At 70.4% G+C, this 21,028-nt stretch carries 18 protein-coding genes; 11 read left to right on the top strand and 7 right to left on the bottom strand.

The genetic code is table 11. The features are described 5' to 3' along the window. Positions 1 to 17: 17 nt before the first annotated feature. A complete protein-coding gene (locus tag AB0E05_RS06545; protein WP_361959735.1) occupies positions 18 to 731 on the bottom strand; it encodes a helix-turn-helix transcriptional regulator in 714 nt (237 codons plus the stop codon). Between the two features lie 360 nt (positions 732 to 1,091). Here AB0E05_RS06545 and AB0E05_RS06540 point away from each other — a divergent pair, with 360 nt between their 5' ends. Together AB0E05_RS06540 and AB0E05_RS06535 are read left to right on the top strand one after the other, a co-directional pair. Next, on the top strand, positions 1,092 to 3,761 hold the full coding sequence (locus AB0E05_RS06540; protein ID WP_361959732.1) for a transglycosylase domain-containing protein: 2,670 nt from the start codon (positions 1,092 to 1,094) through the stop codon (positions 3,759 to 3,761). A gap of 128 nt (positions 3,762 to 3,889) precedes the next feature. Then, the gene (locus tag AB0E05_RS06535) at positions 3,890 to 5,479 is read left to right on the top strand and encodes a glycosyltransferase 87 family protein (RefSeq protein ID WP_361959729.1); all 1,590 of its coding nucleotides are present in this window, start codon (positions 3,890 to 3,892) and stop codon (positions 5,477 to 5,479) included. A gap of 51 nt (positions 5,480 to 5,530) precedes the next feature. Here AB0E05_RS06535 and AB0E05_RS06530 read toward each other — a convergent pair whose 3' ends face one another. The 3 genes from AB0E05_RS06530 to AB0E05_RS06520 all read right to left on the bottom strand — a co-directional run bounded on the left by AB0E05_RS06530 (position 5,531) and on the right by AB0E05_RS06520 (position 8,358). Continuing rightward, complete coding sequence (locus AB0E05_RS06530) at positions 5,531 to 6,562, bottom strand: alanine racemase (RefSeq protein WP_361959726.1); 1,032 nt, start codon at positions 6,560 to 6,562, stop codon at positions 5,531 to 5,533. Positions 6,563 to 6,724: 162 nt separating this feature from the next. Next, positions 6,725 to 7,843, bottom strand: a complete 1,119-nt coding sequence (locus AB0E05_RS06525; RefSeq protein WP_361959723.1) for a peptidoglycan bridge formation glycyltransferase FemA/FemB family protein — start codon at positions 7,841 to 7,843, stop codon at positions 6,725 to 6,727. Between the two features lie 206 nt (positions 7,844 to 8,049). Further along, on the bottom strand, positions 8,050 to 8,358 hold the full coding sequence (locus AB0E05_RS06520) for a hypothetical protein (protein WP_361959720.1): 309 nt from the start codon (positions 8,356 to 8,358) through the stop codon (positions 8,050 to 8,052). 314 nt (positions 8,359 to 8,672) lie between these two features. Here AB0E05_RS06520 and rpsF point away from each other — a divergent pair, with 314 nt between their 5' ends. From rpsF to rplI, 4 genes are all read left to right on the top strand, one after another. Next, positions 8,673 to 8,963: a 30S ribosomal protein S6 gene (rpsF, locus tag AB0E05_RS06515; protein WP_003956532.1), complete on the top strand. Its 291-nt coding sequence runs from the start codon at positions 8,673 to 8,675 to the stop codon at positions 8,961 to 8,963. Positions 8,964 to 9,038: 75 nt separating this feature from the next. Continuing rightward, positions 9,039 to 9,632, top strand: a complete 594-nt coding sequence (locus AB0E05_RS06510) for a single-stranded DNA-binding protein (protein WP_361959717.1) — start codon at positions 9,039 to 9,041, stop codon at positions 9,630 to 9,632. Positions 9,633 to 9,693: 61 nt separating this feature from the next. Continuing rightward, the gene (gene rpsR, locus AB0E05_RS06505; protein ID WP_005315025.1) at positions 9,694 to 9,930 is read left to right on the top strand and encodes a 30S ribosomal protein S18; all 237 of its coding nucleotides are present in this window, start codon (positions 9,694 to 9,696) and stop codon (positions 9,928 to 9,930) included. Positions 9,931 to 9,948: 18 nt separating this feature from the next. Next, the gene (rplI, locus tag AB0E05_RS06500; RefSeq protein ID WP_361536275.1) at positions 9,949 to 10,395 is read left to right on the top strand and encodes a 50S ribosomal protein L9; all 447 of its coding nucleotides are present in this window, start codon (positions 9,949 to 9,951) and stop codon (positions 10,393 to 10,395) included. A gap of 186 nt (positions 10,396 to 10,581) precedes the next feature. Here rplI and AB0E05_RS06495 read toward each other — a convergent pair whose 3' ends face one another. Beyond that, entirely contained in the window at positions 10,582 to 11,931 is a 1,350-nt protein-coding gene (locus AB0E05_RS06495; RefSeq protein ID WP_361959713.1) for an MATE family efflux transporter, read from the bottom strand. 443 nt (positions 11,932 to 12,374) lie between these two features. Here AB0E05_RS06495 and dnaB point away from each other — a divergent pair, with 443 nt between their 5' ends. The 4 genes from dnaB (at position 12,375) to AB0E05_RS06475 (ending at position 16,978) form a co-directional block, all read left to right on the top strand. Further along, the gene (gene dnaB, locus AB0E05_RS06490) at positions 12,375 to 13,859 is read left to right on the top strand and encodes a replicative DNA helicase (RefSeq protein WP_361959924.1); all 1,485 of its coding nucleotides are present in this window, start codon (positions 12,375 to 12,377) and stop codon (positions 13,857 to 13,859) included. A 353-nt stretch (positions 13,860 to 14,212) separates the two neighbouring features. Further along, positions 14,213 to 15,055, top strand: coding sequence for a hypothetical protein (locus tag AB0E05_RS06485; RefSeq protein WP_361959710.1), 843 nt, complete (start codon positions 14,213 to 14,215; stop codon positions 15,053 to 15,055). 22 nt (positions 15,056 to 15,077) lie between these two features. Beyond that, positions 15,078 to 15,617 (top strand): carboxymuconolactone decarboxylase family protein, encoded by a 540-nt coding sequence (locus tag AB0E05_RS06480; RefSeq protein WP_361959707.1) that lies wholly within the window; start codon positions 15,078 to 15,080, stop codon positions 15,615 to 15,617. 86 nt (positions 15,618 to 15,703) lie between these two features. Then, entirely contained in the window at positions 15,704 to 16,978 is a 1,275-nt protein-coding gene (locus tag AB0E05_RS06475) for an MFS transporter (protein WP_361959704.1), read from the top strand. A 109-nt stretch (positions 16,979 to 17,087) separates the two neighbouring features. Here AB0E05_RS06475 and AB0E05_RS06470 read toward each other — a convergent pair whose 3' ends face one another. After that, complete coding sequence (locus AB0E05_RS06470) at positions 17,088 to 17,537, bottom strand: hypothetical protein (RefSeq protein ID WP_361959701.1); 450 nt, start codon at positions 17,535 to 17,537, stop codon at positions 17,088 to 17,090. A 430-nt stretch (positions 17,538 to 17,967) separates the two neighbouring features. Here AB0E05_RS06470 and AB0E05_RS06465 point away from each other — a divergent pair, with 430 nt between their 5' ends. Beyond that, a complete protein-coding gene (locus tag AB0E05_RS06465; protein WP_361959698.1) occupies positions 17,968 to 20,274 on the top strand; it encodes an NACHT domain-containing protein in 2,307 nt (768 codons plus the stop codon). 73 nt (positions 20,275 to 20,347) lie between these two features. Here AB0E05_RS06465 and AB0E05_RS06460 read toward each other — a convergent pair whose 3' ends face one another. After that, positions 20,348 to 20,965, bottom strand: a complete 618-nt coding sequence (locus AB0E05_RS06460) for a class I SAM-dependent methyltransferase (RefSeq protein ID WP_361959921.1) — start codon at positions 20,963 to 20,965, stop codon at positions 20,348 to 20,350. Between the last annotated feature and the right edge of the window lie 63 nt (positions 20,966 to 21,028).

Genomic DNA, 21,028 nt, shown 5'->3' with positions numbered 1-21,028 from the left:
CTGCGGACCGCGGGGTCTCAGTTGGCGGTGTCGTCGGACGGATCCGGCGCGGAGCCGGGGCCGGGAGGAGTGCCCCCGGGCCCCGTGCCCCCGTGCCGGGGCAGGCCGTCCTGTGACCCACGTGTGTTGTTCTCGCGAGGCGCTTCGTCAGGGGAGGAGCTTCGCTGGTCCCGTCCCGTCCGCTCGCTCTCGATGAGCTCGTTCAGCCAGCGCACTTCCCGCTCCACGGACTCCATTCCGTGGCGCTGGAGCTCCAGGGTGTAGTCGTCGAGGCGCTCCCGGGTACGGGCGAGGGAGGCGCGCATCTTCTCCAGGCGCTCCTCCAGCCGGCTGCGGCGGCCTTCCAGCACCCGCATCCGTACCTCGCGCTCCGTCTGCCCGAAGAAGGCGAAGCGAGCCGCGAAGTGCTCGTCCTCCCAGCTGTCGGGGCCGGTGTGCGAGAGCAGTTCCTCGAAGCGTTCCTTTCCCTCCGCCGTCAACCGGTAGACGATCTTGGCGCGGCGCCCCGCCAGGGACGCCGCCAGGGCGTCCTCGGGGGCGCTGCCCGGCTCCTCCGTCAACCAGCCGTTGGCGACCAGCGTCTTCAGGCAGGGGTAGAGGGTCCCGTAGCTGAAGGCCCGGAAGATCCCCAGTGAGGTGTTGAGCCGTTTCCGCAGCTCGTACCCGTGCATCGGGGCTTCGCGGAGCAGGCCGAGCACGGCGAACTCAAGGATCCCCGAGCGCCTGCTCACCATCGCCTCCCTCGTCCGCCCTGACCGATTGTCTCGTGCTGATGTATCGACTCGATACATCAGCACGATAGGGCGGCAATGCCCCTGCGACAAGAGGGGGCGCGGTGAACGGCATCACATGGCCAATTCATCCCGGGCAACTTGCCTGTTTTGGGATGAACTTCAGTGTCGGGAGGGATTTGGCCGTGCGTAGTCTGTGCGGATGCAGACTGCCGGGAACCATGGGCCGTCGCCGGACGTCATCGCCCTGGATGCACAGCGGACGAGCCCTTCGTGCCGGCCGGTCCGCATCCGTGTTGGGGGGACCGGAAGTCAACTGCCACTTCCAGGCATTTCGCCTGCCCGAGGAGTAGTCGTTCGATGAGCGAGCACCGTCGCAAACCGCCGCAGGCCCAGAACGGTGGACGGGCGGCTGCCAGGCGCGCCGCGCAGCAGCCGTCCGGCCGCCGAGCGGCCCCGTCACCAGGGCCCGAACCCGCGGCACACGGTGAGGAGCGGCCCTACGGCGGCCGAGCCGAAGCCCGTAGAGCGGCCCAGCGGGGTGGGCGCCGACGGGTGGACGGCGCGGCGGGCGGCGGCGGCCGGGGAGGTCGCGGCGGCGGACGCCGGGGCGCCGGCGCCGGGGGCCACCAGGAGCCCGGCCGCGGCGGGCGGCCCGGCAAGAAGCGCCTGATCGACTACCCGCGCCGGAACAAGGACGGCTGGCAGCGCTGGGTGCCGTCCTGGAAGCTGGTCAGCGGGCTCGCGCTGGCCTTCCTCGGCACCCTGATGGGGGCCGCGACCCTCGCGTACGCGATGGTGGGCATCCCCGACCCGGACAAGATGGCCAAGGCCGAGAACAACGTCTACTACTGGGACGACGGCACGCCGATGGCCGCGACCGGCGGTGAGGTCAACCGTCAGAACGTCGACATCAGCCAGATCCCGGAGCACATGCAGAAGGCCGTCATCTCGGCGGAGAACAAGACCTTCGAGACGGACTCCGGCATCGACCCCAAGGGCATCTCCCGGGCCCTGGTGAACATGGCCAAGGGCGAGCAGACCCAGGGCGGCTCCACGATCACCCAGCAGTACGTGAAGAACGCGGTGCTGGCCGACCAGTCGCAGACCCTGAGCCGCAAGGTCAAGGAGCTGTTCATCTCCATAAAGGTCGGTGCGAACGAGGAGAAGCCGGACATCATGGCCGGCTATCTGAACACCTCGTACTACGGCCGTGGGGCCTACGGCATCCAGGCCGCCGCCCGGACCTACTTCGGCGTGAACGCCATCGACATGAACGAGAGCCAGTCGGCGTTCCTCACCACGCTGCTCAAGGGCGCGACGTACTACGACCCGGCCGGCTCCGTGGACATCGACCCGGCCGCCACCCCGGAGGCCAACCTCAAGCGGGTGACCAAGCGCTGGGCGTGGGTCCTGGACGAGATGGTCAAGGACGGCCACCTGAGCAAGGAGAAGCGGGCGACGTTCACCGCGTTGCCCAAGGTCGAGCCGGTCGCCAAGGGCGCCAAGCTCGGCGGCCAGATCGGTTACCTGGTCGATCTCGCCAAGGCCAATTTCATCAGCCAACACAAGCAGGTCACCGCGGACGACCTGGCGCTGGGCGGCTACGAGATCCACACGACCTTCAACAAGAAGAAGATCCAGCAGCTCGAAGCGGCCGTGAAGAAGGCGTACGACGAGAACATCGACCCGAAGAAGCGGCCGGAGACGGACACGCACGTCCAGTTCGGCGGGGCCTCGATCGACGTGGAGTCAGGCAAGATCGTCGCGATCTACGGCGGTGCGGACGCCACCAAGCACTTCACCAACAACGCCAACAACACCGGTGCCCAGGTGGGGTCGACCTTCAAGCCGTACGTGCTGGCCGCGGCGATGCGCGACGGCGTGCGCGATCCCGGCAAGCCCGCCGACCAGTCCGACTCCGACCGCACCAGGGTCGACCCGGACAAGGGCGGCTACAGCGGCAAGAACAAGCTCACGATCAAGAAGTACGACGGCTCGACCTGGCGCAACGAGAAGGGCGAGGAGTGGCGGCAGGTCAACGACGGTGATCAGTCGTACGACGAGATGACCATGCGCGAGGCCATGATCGAGTCCGCCAACAGCCCCTTCGTGCAGATCGGCATGGACATCGGCATCCCCAAGGTGCGCGAGGCCGCCATCGACTCGGGTCTGCTGGAGGAGTCGCTGAACAAGGCGGACGTGCCCTCCTTCTCGATCGGCATCTCGACCCCGAGCGCCATCCGCATGGCCAGCTCGTACGCCACCTTCGCGGCCCAGGGCGAGCAGCGCGAGCCGTACTCCGTCGCGTCGGTCAAGAAGAACGGCCGGGTGATCTACAAGCACAAGGACAATCCCAAGGGCGCCTTCGACCCGGCCGTGGCGAACAACGTCACCGATGTGCTCAAGGACGTCGTCACCGAGGGCACCGGCAAGAACGCCCAGGTCAAGGGGCACGAGATCGCTGGCAAGACGGGTACGACCGACGGCAACAAGTCGGCCTGGTTCGTCGGCTACACCCCGAAGCTGGCCACCGCGATCGACATGTACCGCCTCGACGACGACGAGACGAAGAAGAACCGGGCGTTCCTGGAGATGTTCGGCACCGGCGGTCAGAAGAAGATCCACGGTTCGTCGTTCCCGTCCGACATCTTCGCGGACTACATGGGCGACGCCCTGAAGGGCCAGAAGTCGCTGAAGTTCCCGAAGCCGGAGCCGATCGGCGAGGCCGTCTGGGGCGGTGGCGCCTCCAGCCCGCCGCCGTCGCCGTCGACGACCCCGTCGAAGAAGGAGTCGGAGAAGCCGTCGAACACGCCGTCGAAGGAGACCTCCAGCAGCGGCCCGTCCAAGCCCGCCACCAGCGCCTCGCAGTCCTGTGACCCCTGGGACAACTGGAACTGCAACGGCAACGGGAACAACGGCAACGACAACAACGGGAACGACAACGGCGGCCCCGGCGGAAAACCCAGCGGCAGCGAGAGCAGCTCAGCGAGCACCGGCATCATCGCCGGCCGGGACGGCTGGGAGTAGCACCCGAGCCGCCTGAGGGCGCCCGAGCCGGTCCACGAGGGCCGTCGCATCCGGACAGCACCGGATGCGGCGGCCCTCGTGGCGCACTCCCCCGCGTGCGGTCCTGCGCGTACGGCAGGATGTGCACCATGCCCAGCGCAGAAGAGACGAGCGTGCACCGGGACGACCGACCGGGCGTACGACCGGACGCAGCACCGGACGCGCGGCCGGACGTCCGGCCCACCAGGCGTGATTCCGTCGCCGCGGCCGGCAGCGAGCTGATCGGCGGCCCGGCGGGCCGCTACGCGCTGCGGGTCCGCGGCGGGTACCTCACCCCCGTCCGCGTGGTCGCGCTCACCGCGATCGGGATGTTCGCCCTGGGCATGGTGCAGAAGCTGCCCTGCTACAACTGGGCCTGGTTCAGAGGCCCCAGCTCGCAGTACACCCGCGCCTGCTACTCCGACATCCCCCACCTCTACCTGGGCCGGGGCTTCTCGGAGGGGCTGCTGCCGTACTTCGACCGGCTCCCCGGCGACATGGAGTACCTGGAGTACCCCGTCCTGACCGGGCTCTTCATGCAGGTGGCCGCCTGGCTGACGCCGTCCAGCGGCTCCATCCAGCACCAGGAGCAGGTGTACTGGCTGGTCAACGCGGGGATGCTGATGATCTGCACCGCGGTCATCGCGGTCTGCGTCTCCCGCACCCACCGCCGTCGCCCCTGGGACGCCCTGATGGTCGCCCTGGCGCCCGCCTTCGCCCTGACGGCCACCATCAACTGGGACCTGCTCGCCGTGGCGCTCACCGCCGCGGCCATGCTGATGTGGGCGCGCAGCCGTCCGCTGGCCTTCGGCGTGCTGATCGGGCTGGCGACGGCGGCGAAGCTCTATCCCGCGCTGCTGCTCGGCCCGCTCCTGCTGCTGTGCTGGCGCGCCGGGAAGTGGCGGGAGTTCTCCACCGCCGCGCTCGGGGCCGCCGGCGCCTGGCTGGTGACGAACCTGCCGGTGATGCTGCTGGCACCGGAGGGGTGGAAGAAGTTCTACACCTTCAGCCAGGAGCGACAGATCGACTTCGGCTCCTTCTGGCTGGTCATCTCCCAGCGCACGGGCGAGTCGTTCGAGGTCGAGTCGGTGAACACCGCCGCGACGCTGCTGATGGTCCTCGCCTGCGGGGGCATCGCGGCGCTGGCGCTGGCGGCCCCCAGGCGCCCGCGCTTCGCGCAGCTCGCGTTCCTGGTGGTGGCCGCGTTCATCCTGACGAACAAGGTGTACTCGCCGCAGTACGTGCTCTGGCTGATCCCGCTGGCCGTGCTGGCCCGGCCGCGCTGGCGGGACTTCCTGATCTGGCAGGCGTGCGAGGTCGCGTACTACCTGGGCATCTGGATGTACCTGGCGTACACGACCAGCACCAAGCATCAGGGACTGCCGCCGGAGGGCTACCAGCTGGCGATCGCGGCCCATCTGCTGGGGACGCTGTTCCTGTGCGCGATGGTGGTGCGGGACGTGCTGCGGCCGGAGCGGGACGGCGTACGGCAGGACGGGTCGGACGACCCGTCGGGCGGGGTGCTGGACCGGGCGCCGGACGTCTTCGTGCTGGGCGGCCGTCGTACGGAGCCCGCGGCGTCAGCGGAAGACCGGGAGTGGGGGCCCAGGGTGGAGTGGGGCACCACCTCCACCACCACCTCCCCTGCCAAGGCGCCTCCGACGAAGGCGCCGCCGCGCGACGACGAGGCTGACGGGTAGGGCGGCCGGGCAGGGCTGACGGCTCGCGTCAGCCCTCGGTCGGCTCCGGGGTCAGCGGTCGACGAGTCGGTCGAACTGGGTCGTGGTGTGACGCAGGTGCGCCACCAACTCGTCGCCGACCCGCGGCTCCTGCGCCTCCGACGGCACGAACAGGATCGACACCTGCATGTGCGGCGGCTCGGCGAACCAGCGCTGCTTGCCGGCCCAGACGAAGGGCGACAGATTGCGGTTGACGGTCGCGAGGCCGGCGCGGGCGACGCCCTTGGCGCGCGGCATCATCCCGTGCAGCGCCTTCGGCGCCTCCAGGCCCACCCCGTGGGACGTACCGCCGGCGACGACGACCAGCCAGCCGTCCGACGCGGTCTTCTGCTGGCGGTAGCCGAAGCGGTCGCCCTTGGCGACCGGGGTGACGTCGAGGACGGAGCCGCGGTACTCGGTCGAGTCGTGGTCGCCGAGCCAGAGGCGGGTGCCGATGCGGGCGCGGAAGCGGGTCTGCGGGAACTGCTGGCGCAGCCGGCCCAGTTCCTCGGCGCGCAGATGGCTGACGAACATGGTGTGCAGCGGCAGCCGGGCTGCCCGCAGCCGGTCCATCCAGGCGATGACCTCTTCGACGGCGTCGGAGCCGTCCGTGCGGTCCAGCGGCAGGTGGATGGCGAAGCCCTCCAGCCGCACGTCGTCGATGGCGCCGGTCAGCCGGGCCAGGTCCTGCTCGGAGACGCCGTGGCGCTTCATGGAGCTCATGCACTCGATGACCACGCGGGCGCCCACGAGGGCGTGCACGCCGTCCACCGACGACACGGAGCGGATGACCCGGTCGGGCAGCGGTACGGGCTCCTCGCCCCGGCGGAAGGGGGTGAGGACCAGCAGGTCGCCGCTGAACCAGTCCTTGATCCGGGCCGCTTCGTACGTCGTGCCGACCGCCAGGATGTCGGAGCCGAAGCGGGTGGCCTCCTCAGCCAGTCGCTCGTGGCCGAATCCGTAACCGTTGCCCTTGCAGACGGGCACCAGGCCCGGGAACTGGTCGATCACGGACTTCTGGTGCGCCCGCCAGCGGTTGGTGTCGACGTACAGGGAGAGCGCCATGGCCGGCCCGGGACCTTTCTGGTGGCTGCGAGAGCTGCGTGCTGAGGGGTGTGCGGGATCTGCGGATTCGGGTGTACGGGTCTACGAGGTTACGGTGCGGGCGCCGGGGCCGTCAGCGGCGCATCGGCGGTCGGGGCACGGCTGCCGGCGACCCGGCGGGCGTCAGCGGCGCGACATATACATGTCGAGCGCCTTGTGCAGCAGCTTGTTGAGCGGGAAGTCCCACTCGCCGACGTACTCGACGGCCTCGCCGCCGGTGCCGACCTTGAACTGGATCAGACCGAAGAGGTGGTCCGTCTCGTCCAGGGAGTCGCTGATGCCGCGCAGGTCGTACACGGTGGCGCCCATGGCGTACGCGTCGCGCAGCATCCGCCACTGCATCGCGTTCGACGGCCGGACCTCGCGGCCGATGTTGTCGGAGGCGCCGTACGAGTACCAGACGTGGCCGCCGACGACGAGCATCGTGGCCGCGGAGAGGTTCACGCCGTTGTGGCGGGCGAAGTAGAGCCGCATGCGGTTCGGGTCCTCGTTGTTGAGGACGGTCCACATCCGCTGGAAGTACGAGAGCGGGCGCGGCCGGAAGCGGTCGCGGACCGCGGTGATCTCGTACAGCCGCTGCCACTCTTCGAGGTCGTGGTAGCCGCCCTGGACGACCTCGACGCCGGCCTTCTCGGCCTTCTTGATGTTCCGTCGCCACAGCTGGTTGAAGCCCTTGAGGACGTCGTCGAGCGAGCGGTTGGCGAGGGGCACCTGGTAGACGTACCGGGGCTGGACGTCGCCGAAGCCGGCGCCGCCGTCCTCGCCCTGCTGCCAGCCCATCTTCCGCAGCCGGTCCGCGACTTCGAAGGCGCGGGGCTCGATGTGGGTGGCCTCCACGTCCCGCAGCCGCTTCACGTCCGGGTCCTGGATGCCGGCCTTGATGGCGGGGGCGTCCCAACGGCGGATGACGACCGGGGGGCCCATCTTCACGGAGAAGGCGCCCTGCTGCTTGAGGTGGGCGAGCATCGGTCGGAGCCACTCGTCCAGGTTCGGCGCGTACCAGTTGATGACCGGGCCCTCGGGGAGGTACGCGAGGTACCGCTTGATCTTGGGCAGCTGGCGGTACAGCACCAGGCCGGCGCCGACCAGCGTGCCGTTCTTGTCGAACCAACCGAGGTTCTCGGAGCGCCATTCGGTCTTCACGTCGGACCATGCCGGCACTTGGCAGTGACTCGCCGACGGCAGGGACTGGATGTACGCCAGATGCTGCTCTCGGCTGATGGTCCTCAGTGTCAGGCTCATGTGGGGCGCTCCTCAGCAGGTGTGTCCCCATGGGTCAGGGGCTCCGGCTCTCGCGCCGAAGCCTACTGCGCTGGGGGAGCGCCCCGAATGGGCGTGTGGAAAGCGGCGGTCGGGACCACCGGCCGCGGCTGGCGCGGACCGTTGGCCGCGGCAGTGGCGGACCGCGGTCCGGGCCCCGGTCGGGCCCGGACCGCCGCCGTCCTCGATCAGCCGATCAAGCCGCCGAAGAGGCCGCCGTGCGCCATGCCGAGGAAGAACCCGGCCGAGGACGCGCCGAGCCCCAGGATCAGGACGAACCGCTCCCGGGTCGTCTCGGAGATGAACTGTCCGTACGCGCCGGTCAGGATCCCCACCAGGCCCGTCCACGAGCTGAGCAGGTGCAGGCCGGAGAACATCGACGTCACGAACGCGATGACGCCGAGCACCAGAGTGACTCCGGCCAGGGTGTCCTGGAGGGGGTGGGGCTTGCCGTCCGTGGCGAAGAGGCCGGTCTGACGTCGCACTGCCTGTGCCATGTGGCACCTCCTGGCGTTGCGGAGCGCGGCGCACCGTAGTGCCGCGCACACCCGATGTGTACAGATTGCGGCCGACGGCCACCGGATTTCAACCGGAAGGCCCCCTGCGGGTACTCTGTACGGTCTGCACCGGTGTCTGCTCGGACCCCGTCAGGCCCGGGTCCGCCCCGCGATGATCGTTCCGATGATCGTCGGGAAAACGGACGGGGCACTGTCAGTGGGTCCTGCTTTACTCGACACCGTTGCATCACGCATCACGACCCTCCTGTCACGGAACGACCGTGACCGCTGAGTCCAAAGGAGGTGGGTTCCACATGCGTCACTACGAGGTGATGGTCATCCTCGACCCCGATCTTGAGGAGCGCGCTGTCGCCCCCCTGATCGAGAACTTCCTCTCCGTCGTCCGCGAGGGCAACGGAAAGGTGGAGAAGGTCGACACCTGGGGCCGTCGTCGTCTCGCTTACGAGATCAAGAAGAAGCCCGAGGGCATCTACTCGGTCATCGACCTGCAGGCCGAGCCTGCGGTCGTCAAGGAGCTCGACCGCCAGATGAACCTGAACGAGTCGGTCCTCCGGACCAAGGTCCTCCGTCCCGAGACCCACTGAGCACCTAGCTCAGAGGTCTTCGGGTTCGAGTAGCAGCAAGCAGCCAGAAGCAATCCCCGCCGAGAGGTTCCCCCAATGGCAGGCGAGACCGTCATCACGGTCGTCGGCAATCTCGTCGATGACCCCGAGCTGCGCTTCACCCCGTCCGGTGCGGCGGTCGCGAAGTTCCGCGTCGCGTCCACTCCCCGCACCTTCGACCGGCAGACGAACGAGTGGAAGGACGGCGAGAGCCTGTTCCTGACCTGCTCGGTCTGGCGGCAGGCGGCGGAGAACGTCGCCGAGTCGCTCCAGCGCGGCATGCGCGTCGTCGTGCAGGGCCGGCTGAAGCAGCGGTCCTACGAGGACCGCGAGGGCGTCAAGCGCACGGTCTACGAGCTGGACGTCGAGGAAGTCGGCCCCAGCCTCAAGAACGCCACGGCCAAGGTCACCAAGACCACCGGTCGCGGTGGTCAGGGCGGCTACGGGGGCGGCCAGCAGGGTGGCGGCAACTGGGGCGGAAGCTCCGGCGGCGGCCAGCAGCAGGGCGGCGGAGCGCCTGCCGACGACCCGTGGGCCACCAGTGCCCCCGCGGGTGGTCAGCAGGGCGGCCAGCAGGGTGGCGGCAACTGGGGCGGAAGCTCCGGCGGCGGCAACTCCGGCGGCGGCTACTCGGACGAGCCCCCCTTCTAGGACCCCTAGGGGTCCGCGGGGCGTTCGATACCCCACTTCTTGATCACACAGGAGAAACACCATGGCGAAGCCGCCTGTGCGCAAGCCGAAGAAGAAGGTCTGCGCATTCTGCAAGGACAAGACCGCGTACGTGGACTACAAGGACACGAACATGCTGCGGAAGTTCATTTCCGACCGCGGCAAGATCCGTGCCCGCCGCGTTACCGGCAACTGCACTCAGCACCAGCGTGACGTCGCCACGGCCGTGAAGAACAGCCGTGAGATGGCGCTGCTGCCCTACACGTCCACCGCGCGATAAGGGAAGGGTGACCGTAACATGAAGATCATCCTCACCCAGGAAGTCACCGGCCTCGGTGCTGCCGGAGACGTCGTCGAGGTCAAGGACGGCTACGCTCGCAACTACCTGGTCCCGCGCGGTTTCGCGATCCGCTGGACCCGCGGTGGCGAGAAGGACGTGGCGCAGATCCGCCGCGCCCGCAAGATCCACGAGATCGCGACCATCGAGCAGGCCAACGAGATCAAGGCCAAGCTCGAGGGCGTGAAGGTGCGTCTGGCCGTTCGCTCCGGCAACGCCGGCCGTCTCTTCGGTTCCGTGACCCCGGCTGACGTCGCCTCGGCGATCAAGTCCGCCGGTGGCCCGGACGTCGACAAGCGTCGTGTCGAGCTCGGCTCGCCGATCAAGACCCTGGGCGCGCACCAGGTGTCCGTGCGTCTCCACCCCGAGGTGGACGCGAAGGTCGGCATCGAGGTTATCGCCGCCTGATCAGCGGTGTGACCCGGCCGGTTCGACCGAGCCAGGAAGTGGGCCGTACCCCTTGGGGTGCGGCCCACTTCTCGTGTGCTCAGGGTCTGCGCGCGGACGCGTCGAGCGGCGCTGTTTCACGTGAAACGGTCGTTGCCGGCAGCGCCTGTTTCACGTGAAACAGGCGCTGTGGCGAGTACGTGGTGGTCAGCGGGTCGCGCCGGTGACGATCCAGCGACCGGAGCGCGTCCGCCACCAGAGAGTGGCCATCCGGACGGTCATCATCAGGGTCATCGCCCACCACAGGGCGGTGAGCCCGCCGCCGAGCACGGGTACCAGCAGGGCGACCGGAGCGAACGCGGCCAGCGTCACCAGCATGGCGCCGGCGAGGTACGGGCCGTCACCCGCGCCCATCAGGACGCCGTCGAGGACGAAGACGACGCCGGCGACGGGCTGGGTGAGCGCCACCACCAGGAGCGCCGGCAGCAGGGCGTCGTGGACCGCCGGGTCGCTGCTGAACAGCGGGAGGAAGAGCGGGCTTGCGGCCATCAGCAGCACGCCGAGCACCACGCCGGACGCGATGCCCCACTGCACCATGCGGCGGCACACCTGCCGGGCGCTCTCGGCATCGCCGGCCCCCAGGTAGCGGCCGATGATCGCCTGTCCCGCGATGGCGATCGCGTCGAGGGCGAAGGCCATCAGGCTCCACAGGGAGAGCACGATCTGATGGGCGGCTGTCTCGGTGTCGCCGAGACGGGCGGCGACGGCGGTGGCGATCATCAGGACCGCCCGCAGCGAGAGGGTACGGATCAGCAGCGGCACCCCGGCCCGGGCGCTCGCCCGTATCCCCGCCGCGTCGGGGCGCAGGGAGGCACGGTGCCGCCGGGCGCCGCGGATGACGACGACGAGGTACACGGCGGCCATGCCGTACTGGGCGATGACGGTGCCCCAGGCGGAGCCGGCGATGCCGAGGCCGACGCCGTACACGAGCAGGACGTTGAGGACGGCGTTGGCGGTGAAGCCGCCGATGGCGACGTACAGCGGCGTACGGGTGTCCTGGAGGCCGCGGAGCACGCCGGTGGCGGCCAGCACGATCAGCATCGCGGGGATGCCGATGCTGGAGATGCGCAGATACGTGACGGCGTACGGGGCCGCAGTGTCGGAGGCGCCGAAGACGTCGACGACCCAGGGGGCGAGGGGGAGGGTGACCGCGACGACGGCGGCGCCGAGGAGGACCGCGAGCCAGATGCCGTCCATGCCCTGACGGATGGCGCCGGCGAGGTCGCCCGCGCCGACCCGGCGGGCCACGGCGGCGGTGGTGGCGTAGGCGAGGAAGACGAAGACGCTCACGGCCGTCATCAGCAGGGCGGCGGCGATCCCGAGCCCGGCGAGTTGGGGGGTGCCCAGATGGCCCACGACGGCGCTGTCCACCATCACGAAGAGGGGCTCGGCGACCAGGGCGCCGAAGGCGGGGACGGCGAGGGTGACGATCTCTCGGTCATGGCGCCGGTCGCGGCGTCGCCGCTGGAGCTTCGGTGACGCTGGGGCCTGGGTCATCGCATCAATGTAATCGTCCACAGGTAAGAGATACAAATGCCCAGTGATCCTTACTTGCACTGAGGGTGACGGCTCCGTGCTGGGCCGTTTGTTCTGATCTTGGCCCGGTCGGGAAATTTTTTCTTCCCCACAGCCGGTGGATGGGATAACAGCAGGTCAAACCCTGTGGATAAGGGAGGCGGCGAGTTTGTCCACAGTGCTGTCCCCCGGTCCGTGCACAGGTTCTGCGGAGTTCTCCACAGCATCTGGTCGCTCATCCACATGGCCTGTGGATAACCAGATTGGCTGACGGTGCTGAGCGGCCTAACGTGGACCGTCGCTCGACGCGCCGGAAGCCGGGTCGGGCCACTCGGTTTGTCGGTGCTGTGCCGTAGAAAAGTGGGGCACGGCGAGGTCCGCTGCGCGGACGGGAGGAGGTGGCCCGGGTGAGCATTTCCGAGCCCTTGGACGACCCGTGGGCGGCGGACGACGTCCCCGGAGACCGTCTTCCCGTCTCCCGCCCCCGCCGTACGGACCGCCGCGGTGACGACCGCCGCGGCGGCGGCCGGGAGGACCAGCACGACCGCGGCCGGGACGACGACGGCTGGTCCGGTGCGTCCGGCGGCTTCGAGCGCGTCCCGCCCCAGGACCTGGACGCGGAGCAGTCGGTCCTCGGCGGCATGCTGCTGTCCAAGGACGCCATCGCGGACGTCGTGGAGATCATCAAGGGCCACGACTTCTACCGCCCCGCCCACGAGACCGTCTACACGGCCATCCTCGACCTGTACGCCAAGGGCGAGCCGGCCGACCCGATCACCGTGGCGGCGGAGCTGGTCAAGCGGGGCGAGATCACCCGCGTCGGCGGCGCCTCCTACCTCCACACCCTGGTCCAGTCCGTCCCCACCGCGGCCAACGCGTCGTACTACGCCGAGATCGTCCACGAGCGCGCGGTGCTGCGCCGTCTGGTGGAGGCCGGCACCAAGATCACGCAGATGGGATACGCCGCCGACGGCGACGTGGACGAGATCGTGAACTCCGCGCAGGCGGAGATCTACGCCGTCACCGAGCAGCGCACCAGCGAGGACTACCTGCCGCTCGGCGAGATCATGGAGGGCGCGCTCGACGAGATCGAGGCGATCGGCTCCCGCAGCGGCGAGATGACCGGGGTGCCCACCGGCTTCACCGACTTCGACTCGCTGACGAACGGTCTGCACCCGGGCCAGATGATCGTCATCGCGGCCCGTCCCGCGATGGGTAAGTCCACGCTGGCGCTGGACTTCGCGCGGGCGTGCTCCATCAAGAACAACCTCCCGAGCGTCATCTTCTCCCTGGAGATGGGGCGCAACGAGATCGCGATGCGCCTGCTCTCGGCGGAGGCGCGCGTCGCGCTGCACCACATGCGCTCCGGCACGATGACCGACGAGGACTGGACCCGGCTGGCGCGCCGCATGCCGGACGTCTCGCAGGCGCCCCTCTACATCGACGACTCCCCGAACCTGTCGATGATGGAGATCCGCGCCAAGTGCCGTCGGCTCAAGCAGCGCAACAACCTGAAGCTCGTCGTCATCGACTACCTCCAGCTGATGCAGTCCGGCGGCTCCAAGCGGGCCGAGAGCCGTCAGCAGGAGGTCTCCGACATGTCGCGTAACTTGAAGCTGCTGGCCAAGGAGCTGGAGGTCCCCGTGATCGCCCTGTCCCAGCTGAACCGTGGCCCCGAGCAGCGCACGGACAAGAAGCCGATGGTCTCCGACCTGCGTGAATCGGGCTCCATCGAGCAGGACGCGGACATGGTGATCCTGTTGCACCGCGAGGACGCGTACGAGAAGGAGTCCCCGCGCGCGGGCGAGGCGGACCTGATCGTCGCCAAGCACCGTAACGGCCCCACGGCGACGATCACGGTCGCCTTCCAGGGCCACTACTCGCGTTTCGTGGACATGGCCCAGACCTGATCCGACCCGCTTGCGGAGCCGGCCCGTCCCAGGGACCGGCCCGCAGTGGTTTTCCGCCCGCCCGTACGTTCCGCCCCTGCCCGTACGTATGGGAGCCGTCCCCGTCGCCCCCGTCTGCACGGCCCGGGCGGCTGGTCCGCATTCGGTGGCCGGGGCCGCACGCCCTCAGCCGCATGTCCGTAGCCCCGCGGCCGGCAGTGGGGTGGCTCCCGCCGGTGGATTCGCCGCGCCGGGAACCCTCGCGAAAATTTCTGCCTTCGAGGCGCCCCGATATACCCCCCGGGGGTATATAGTGTGGAGCACGTCCTGAGCGGACGGAGCGCCGGAAGGCGCATCACACCCAGGGAGACGTCATGCAGAACCACACCGGTCACCACCAGGCCAGCCACGGTGCTCACGGCGGCCACGCAGGTCACGGCGGAGGGCAGCCCGGCGGGCTGTCGGTCTCCGAGCACGGGTACACGCTGGAGCTCGACTCGACGATCCGCACCGCCGGAGTGCAGCCCGTCAGCTTCCGGGTGATCGGCCCCGACGGGCGGCCGGTGACCGAGTTCACGCCCGAGCACGAGAAGGAGCTGCACTTCATCGCCGTACGGCGGGACACGGCCGGGTTCCAGCACGTGCACCCGGTGAAGGACGGGGAGGGCACCTGGAGCGTCGAGCTGGCGCTGGAGCCGGGGGACTGGCGGTTCTTCGCCGACGTCCACCCGGCCGGCCACGGCGGCACCATGACGCTGGGGATCGACGTCGCGGTCGCCGGGGCGTACGACCCGCAGCCGCTCCCCGAGGCCACCGGAACCGCGCGGATCGGCGAGTACACCGTCGTGCTCGACGGGGAACTCCTTGCCGGCGAGGCGAGCGGGCTGACCCTCACCGTCCACCGGGACGGCCGCCCCGTCACCGACCTGGAGCCGTACCTGGCCGCGTACGGGCACCTGGTGGCGCTGCGCGTCGGCGACCTGGGCTACCTCCACGTGCACCCGGAGGGCGAGCCCGGCGACGGCGCCACCGCACCCGGGCCCGAGATCGTCTTCACGGCGGTCGCGCCCTCGGCCGGCACCTACCGCCTGTACCTGGACTTCCAGCACGAAGGCGTCGTCCGGACGGCCGAGTTCACCGTGCCGACCGCCGTGGCCGCCGCGCCCGCTGCCCAGGCGCACGCCGGTCACCACCACGGCGCCCACGCGCACCACTGACCACACCGAAGGGAGGAGCGTCATGCCCCGCATGACCCGACTCACGCCCGACACGGCGGTCGGCGCCTCGCGCGACCTCCTCGCCGACCTGGCCTCCCGCCGCGGTCAGCTCGGCGACATGGTCTCCACGATGGCCCACTCACCGGCCGTACTGGGGGGATACCTCCAGCTCAGCCGGGCCATGGGACGAGCCAAGCTCGACCGCAGGACCAGCGAGCGGATCTCGATCGCGATCCAGGCCCGCCAGGGGTGCGGACTCTGCCTCGAAGCGCACGTCAGCGCCGCCCGCGCCCTGGGAGTGGACGAGGAGGAGATCGAGCGGGCCCGCAAGGGCACCTCGGCCGACCCCGCCACCGCGGCGATCGTCGCCCTCGCCCTCCAGATCTACCGCGAGCCGACGTCGATCACCGACGAGCAGGTCAGCGCAGTGCGCAAGCACGGCTTCAGCGACCGCGCGATAGCCGACGTCGTCGGCGTCGTCGCACTCAACGTCCTCACCGGTGCGTTCAACCTCCTCGCCGGTCTCACCCCGGGAAGCGACGGGAGTGACGCCGGTGACTAGGGACAACGACCCCGCCTGTACCCGCGGGGCACGGCCTCCACCCCGGGGCCGTGCCCCGCCGCATGGAAACGGAAGGAACCCCCGCCATGCGACTGTTCGCCATCCGCGACTACCGCCATCTGTTCGGCGCCCAGGTCATCGCACTCTTCGGGACCGGGCTGACCACGGTGGCCCTCGGGCTCCTCGCCTACGACCTCGCCGGCCCGCGCGCGGGCATGGTGCTCGGCACCGCTCTGACCATCAAGATGGTCATGTACGTGATCATCGCCCCGCTGGCTGCCGCGTACGTCGACCGGCTCCCCAGAAGGACCCTCCTCTTCCTCCTCGACGTGGTCCGCGGTGCAGTGGTCCTCGCCCTGCCGCTGATCACCGAGGTCTGGCACATCTACGTGCTGATCGGCCTGCTCCAGGCCGCCTCCGCGGCCTTCACCCCGACGTTCCAGGCCGTCATCCCCGACATCGTCACCGACGAGGCCGACTACACGCGTGCGCTGTCCGCGTCCCAGGTCGCCTACACCATGGAGAGCCTGCTCAGCCCCGTGTTGGCCGCCGTCGCCCTGACGTTCATGAGCTTCAACTGGCTGTTCCTCGGCACCTCCGCCGGCTTCCTCGTCTCCGCCCTGCTCGTCCTGTCGACGCGCATCCCCAACGCCCGCCCCAGCGCCCACACCAAGGCGTGGGACAAGGCGGCAGCGGGCATCAGGACCTTCTTCAGGACGCCGCGGCTGCGCGGGATCATGGCGCTCAACCTGGTGGTCGCGGCGGCCGGCTCGATCGTCGTCGTCAACACCGTCAACTACGTACGGGACGAACTCGGCGGCTCGCAGTCGCACGTCGCCTGGATGCTCGCCGCCTCCGGCACCGGCACCCTCCTGGCCGCCCTCGCGCTCCCCCGCGTGCTCGACCGGGTCGCCGCCCGCACGGTCATGACGACCGGCGCCGGGGTCCTCGTCGGCGGCACGGTCGCCGCGGTGACGCTCATCGCGGCCGGCGTCACCACCTGGATCGGCACCGCGGCCATCTGGACCGTGATCGGCATCGGGATGGCGCTGATCGTCACGCCGACCGGCAAGGTCCTGCGTGCCTCCGTCGGGCGGAACGAGATCCCCGAGGCGTTCGCGGCCCAGTTCTCCCTGTCGCACCTGGCCTGGCTGATCACCTACCCCGTCGCGGGGTGGCTCGGCACCAGCGCGGGCTTCACCTTCGCCTGGTCCGTACTCGCCGTCCTGGCCGGGGCGGGCGCGGTCGCCGCCCTGCTCCTCTGGCCGCGCCACGACGGACGGGGGGCCGTGACCAGCACCGCGACGCCCGTCCGCACCGCGCCCAGCAAGGACCGGTCCACCCTGTCCAAGGCGGCGTGACGCACCGGCCCAGAACTGACCAACGGCCGGCCCGGGCACTGAGCCCAGGCCGGCCGCGTTCGTCCGTACGGGTCTCAGGCCCCTCGCACGGAGCGCTCGGGCGTCGTCGTCACCGCTGGATCGGCCAGGAGGTGATGCTCTCCGCGCGTCCGCAGTCCCTGGTGTAGGCCGTGCCCTTGCAGACCTTCACCGAGCCGCTGTAGATGGGGAACGCCGGCAGCGCCTCGCGGATGTCGACGTTGACGGTCCCGGGGCCGCAGATCTCGGTGTACTTCGTGGGCGGCTTCACGACGCGGTCCCAGATGTACTGGGTCCACACCGAGTAGCACCCGCTGCCGGTGTTGGTCAGGGTGCCCTTGAGAACGAGGTCGCCGCTCCGCGGGGTGCTGCCGCGCTCGATCCACCGGTCGCCCGACGCGGTGGCCTCCGAGCCGTGGCTCACCGCCCACGGAACCGTGGTCGGCGTGCTGGTGCTGGTGGCGTTGGCCGGGACGGCCGTGGTCAGGGCCAGTCCGGCCGCGGTGGTCACTGCCGCGGCCCAAACTCGGGTGCGTATCAAAACGTGCTCCTTTTCTTGCGGAGCGCTGCACGGCGCACATTTCCGCGGCTCCGCTGATCCCGTTTTTGATCTACGGCGTCATGATGGCACGGCCTTCGTCGAGGGCAGAGTGACGATCAACACGTGTGGGCCGGTCCGTCGTTTTCTGGCCTCTTATGGTCGGGTATCAGGCCAGGTCAAGATGGTGTCATGGGAGCAAGGGTCGACAAGATGCATTTGCCATTCGTCATCTCGCGGTAATGGGCATCCGGCTTCTGGGTATCACGCGATAGGGCGCTAGATGATTTCTTCGAGAAGCTCGCAGAGAATCTCGGGGTGGGATTTCCGGAGGTGTGCTTTCCGTACAGGTAAAGGCTGCGGGGAGGGTGGGCGGGCCCCTGGGTGACCGGGTCGTGTGCGGGGTCGTTGGGGGAGTATGCGTGGGCGCTGGATGGTGGCATGGACGCTGTGTGCTGCGGTCGCCGGTGGACTGGTGTGGCTGTCGGCCCTGGGGCGTACGGACCAGGCGTCCGCCGCGGCCTCCGTGCTGGGCACCGTCACCGGCCTGATGGGGCTGCTCACGGTGTGGGCGTGGCGGGGCGCACCCGCCCACCGCGACTCCGACACCGGACAGATCGAGGAGACGGCCCGGGCGCTCGCCCGCATGGTCCGGCGCCAGTGGGAGGACGAGGCCGTCCTACGGCAGCTCTTCGAGCCCGCGCCGCTGCCCGTGCGCTGGGCGCCGCGGCCGCCCCGGGACCCCGCCGACCGGCGCGACCCGACGGCCCCCGTGCACACGGCCCGGGCGGACGACCCCGAAGGGCTGATGCGGCTCTTCCACGGGGCCCCGGGCCGGCGGCTCGTGGTGCTGGGGCCCGCCGGCTCCGGCAAGACGACCTTCGCCGTCCTGCTGACCCTCGCGCTGCTGCGCACCCGCACCCCGGACGGACCGCTGCCCGTCATCTGCCCGCTCGCCACCTTCGATCCGTCGCGCGAGAACGCCCGCGACTGGCTGCGCCGCCGCATCACCGAGGACTACCCGGCACTCGGCGACGCACAGCGCTACGGCAGCGGATCGATCGTCGACCTGCTCACCGAGCACCGGCTGGTGCCCGTGCTCGACGGGCTCGACGAGGTGCCCCTGCCCCGCCGCGCCGCGGTCCTGGCCGCCCTCGACGACACCCTGCCGACGGACGCTCCGCTCGTGCTGACCTGCCGTACGGACGACTACGCGCGGATCCTGCGGCACACCGCGCCGCTGGCGAACGCCACCGTGCTGGAGCCGGCGCCGCTGTGCGTGGACGACACGCTCGCCGCGCTGCGCCACACCGCCCCGGCCGACCGCCGGGCCGCCTGGGACGACCTGGCCGAACACCTCGACCGCCACCCCGAAGCCCCGCTCGCCCGCGTCCTGACCGGCCCCTTGATGGCGACCCTGGTCCGCTCCGTGTACGGCGACGGCCACCGCGACCCCGGGGAGCTGACCGACGAGCGGCGTTTCCCCACCGTCCCCGCCCTGGAGCACCACCTGCTGGACGTGCTCGTGCCGACGCTCTACGCGCGCTCCCGCCGGCAGGACCCCACCCGCAGATGGGGGCCGGACCGGGCCCACGGCTACCTCACCTTCCTCGCGCGCGGGCTCAGCCGGCACGGCACCTTCGACCTGGCCTGGTGGCAGCTCCACACCTGGAGCCCGGCGCTGGCCGGACCCTGGCGGCGGGCCGCCGTGTGGACCGGGATCGCCCTCCTCGGACACCTCGTCACCAACCCGCTCCTGGTGCCGCTGGGGGCGCCGGTGCGGTTCGTGCCGATCTCCATGACGCTGGCGTTCGTGGTCGGGCCCGTGGTCGCCCTCAGCGGTCGTCTGGCGCCGCTCGCGACGACTCCGGTGCGGCGGGTCGTCGTCTGCGCGCTGCTGGCGCTGGGCGGCGGTGTGGCGTCGGTGCCCGCCGTGGCGCCCTTCCTGCCCGGTACGAACGCGGCGCAGCAGGTCTTCGTGAGCATCACGTTCGTCACGTCCTGCGTGTGGCTGGTGCTGCTCGCCGTCGGCCTGCCGATGCCGCCGGGGCTGCCGAGCCGCGGCCGTCCGAGCACGGCGCACTGGTGCCGGCGCCTGCCGGGCGCGCTGCTCAACGTGGTGTGCGTCGCGCTCTTCTGGGGGCTGGGCTTCGCGAGCTACGCGGCGTACGTGCAGCGGGGCGGGGACCCGCGCTTCGTCACCAGCCTGCGCGACGGGCTGGTGGTCGGCGCCGTGCTGGGTTTGTGGCTCGTCTTCTTCCGCTGGATCCGCGCACCCCACGTCCCCGACGAGCACGAGACCGCCGAGGGCACCTTGAGCGCCGACCGGCTGATCGCGCTGCTGAGCGGCGCCGCGGGCGCGTTCCTGCTGGTGGTCCCCGACGCCGGCGTCCGCACCAGCATCTGGTTCGCCAGCACGCCGGGCGACTTCGCGCTCGTGGCCGCCGTACGCCTCGTCGACGTCGGGGCCACCGGCTTCGTCCTCGCGCTGGCCACCTGCGCCTGGCCGTACTACGTCGTCGCCCGCTGCCACTTCGCCCTCGGGGGCCGACTGCCCTGGCGGCTCCAGGGCTTCCTCGCGGACGCGCACCGACTGGGCATCCTGCGGCGGGTGGGCTCCACCTACCAGTTCCGGCACGCCCGCCTCCAGGACCACCTCACGGAGCGGGTCGACCTGCCGGAGCCGCGACCGCCCGCCGCCCTGCCGGGTGCGCACTCGGGGGCCGCGGGCACGCGCTGAGGCGCGCCCGCGACCGCCGGACCAGGGTCTTTCGTTTGGATCAGGCTGCCCAGCAAGTTCCGAACGAGAGTCTCTAGTGCCTGCGCAGCAACAGGTGGCCACGGCGGAAGCGTTCGTCCTCGACCGGCTCGCGCAGCATCCGCCCCACCTCGACGAACCCGGCGTCGCCGGCGAGCCCGGCCAACTCGTCGACGGGCCAGCGGTACGCCTCGACCACCTTGTGGTCGAAGGACGTGAGCGGCCCGCCCTCGGACTCGAAGAAGGCGAGGGCCAGATGACCGCCGGGCGTCAGCAGCCGACGGAACTCGGCGAGGTAGGCGGGCAGCACCTCCGGCGGCGCGTGGATGGTCGAGTACCAGCAGACGATGCCGTTCAGCGCTCCGGCGGGCAGGTCCAGCGCGTCCATCGAGCCGACGTCGAAGCGCACCCCGGGGTAGGTCGCGCGGGCGATGTCGACCATCGTCGGCGACAGGTCGACGCCGAAGACGTCCAGCCCGCGCTCCGCCAGGTGCGCGGCCACGTAGCCGGGACCGCACCCCAACTCGGCCACCCGCCCGGCGCCGTTCGCCCGCACCGTGTCGGCGAACGCGTCGAGGAAGGCACGGTCCAGCGGGAACGTGGCGAGCACGCCCCGCACCAGCTCCGCGTACTGGACCGCGATGGCGTCGTAGGCGTTCGCCGTGGTGGTCAGATGGGCCGCGGAGGGAGCGACCCCGGGCGACGCGCCCCAGGCCGTCTCGTAGTAGCGGACGCG

The sequence above is a fragment of the Streptomyces sp. NPDC048057 genome (assembly GCF_040653095.1).
In the GTDB taxonomy this organism is placed as follows: domain Bacteria; phylum Actinomycetota; class Actinomycetes; order Streptomycetales; family Streptomycetaceae; genus Streptomyces.
Note: the sequence above shows the minus strand (reverse complement) of the source record. Positions and strands in the feature narration are given on the sequence as shown.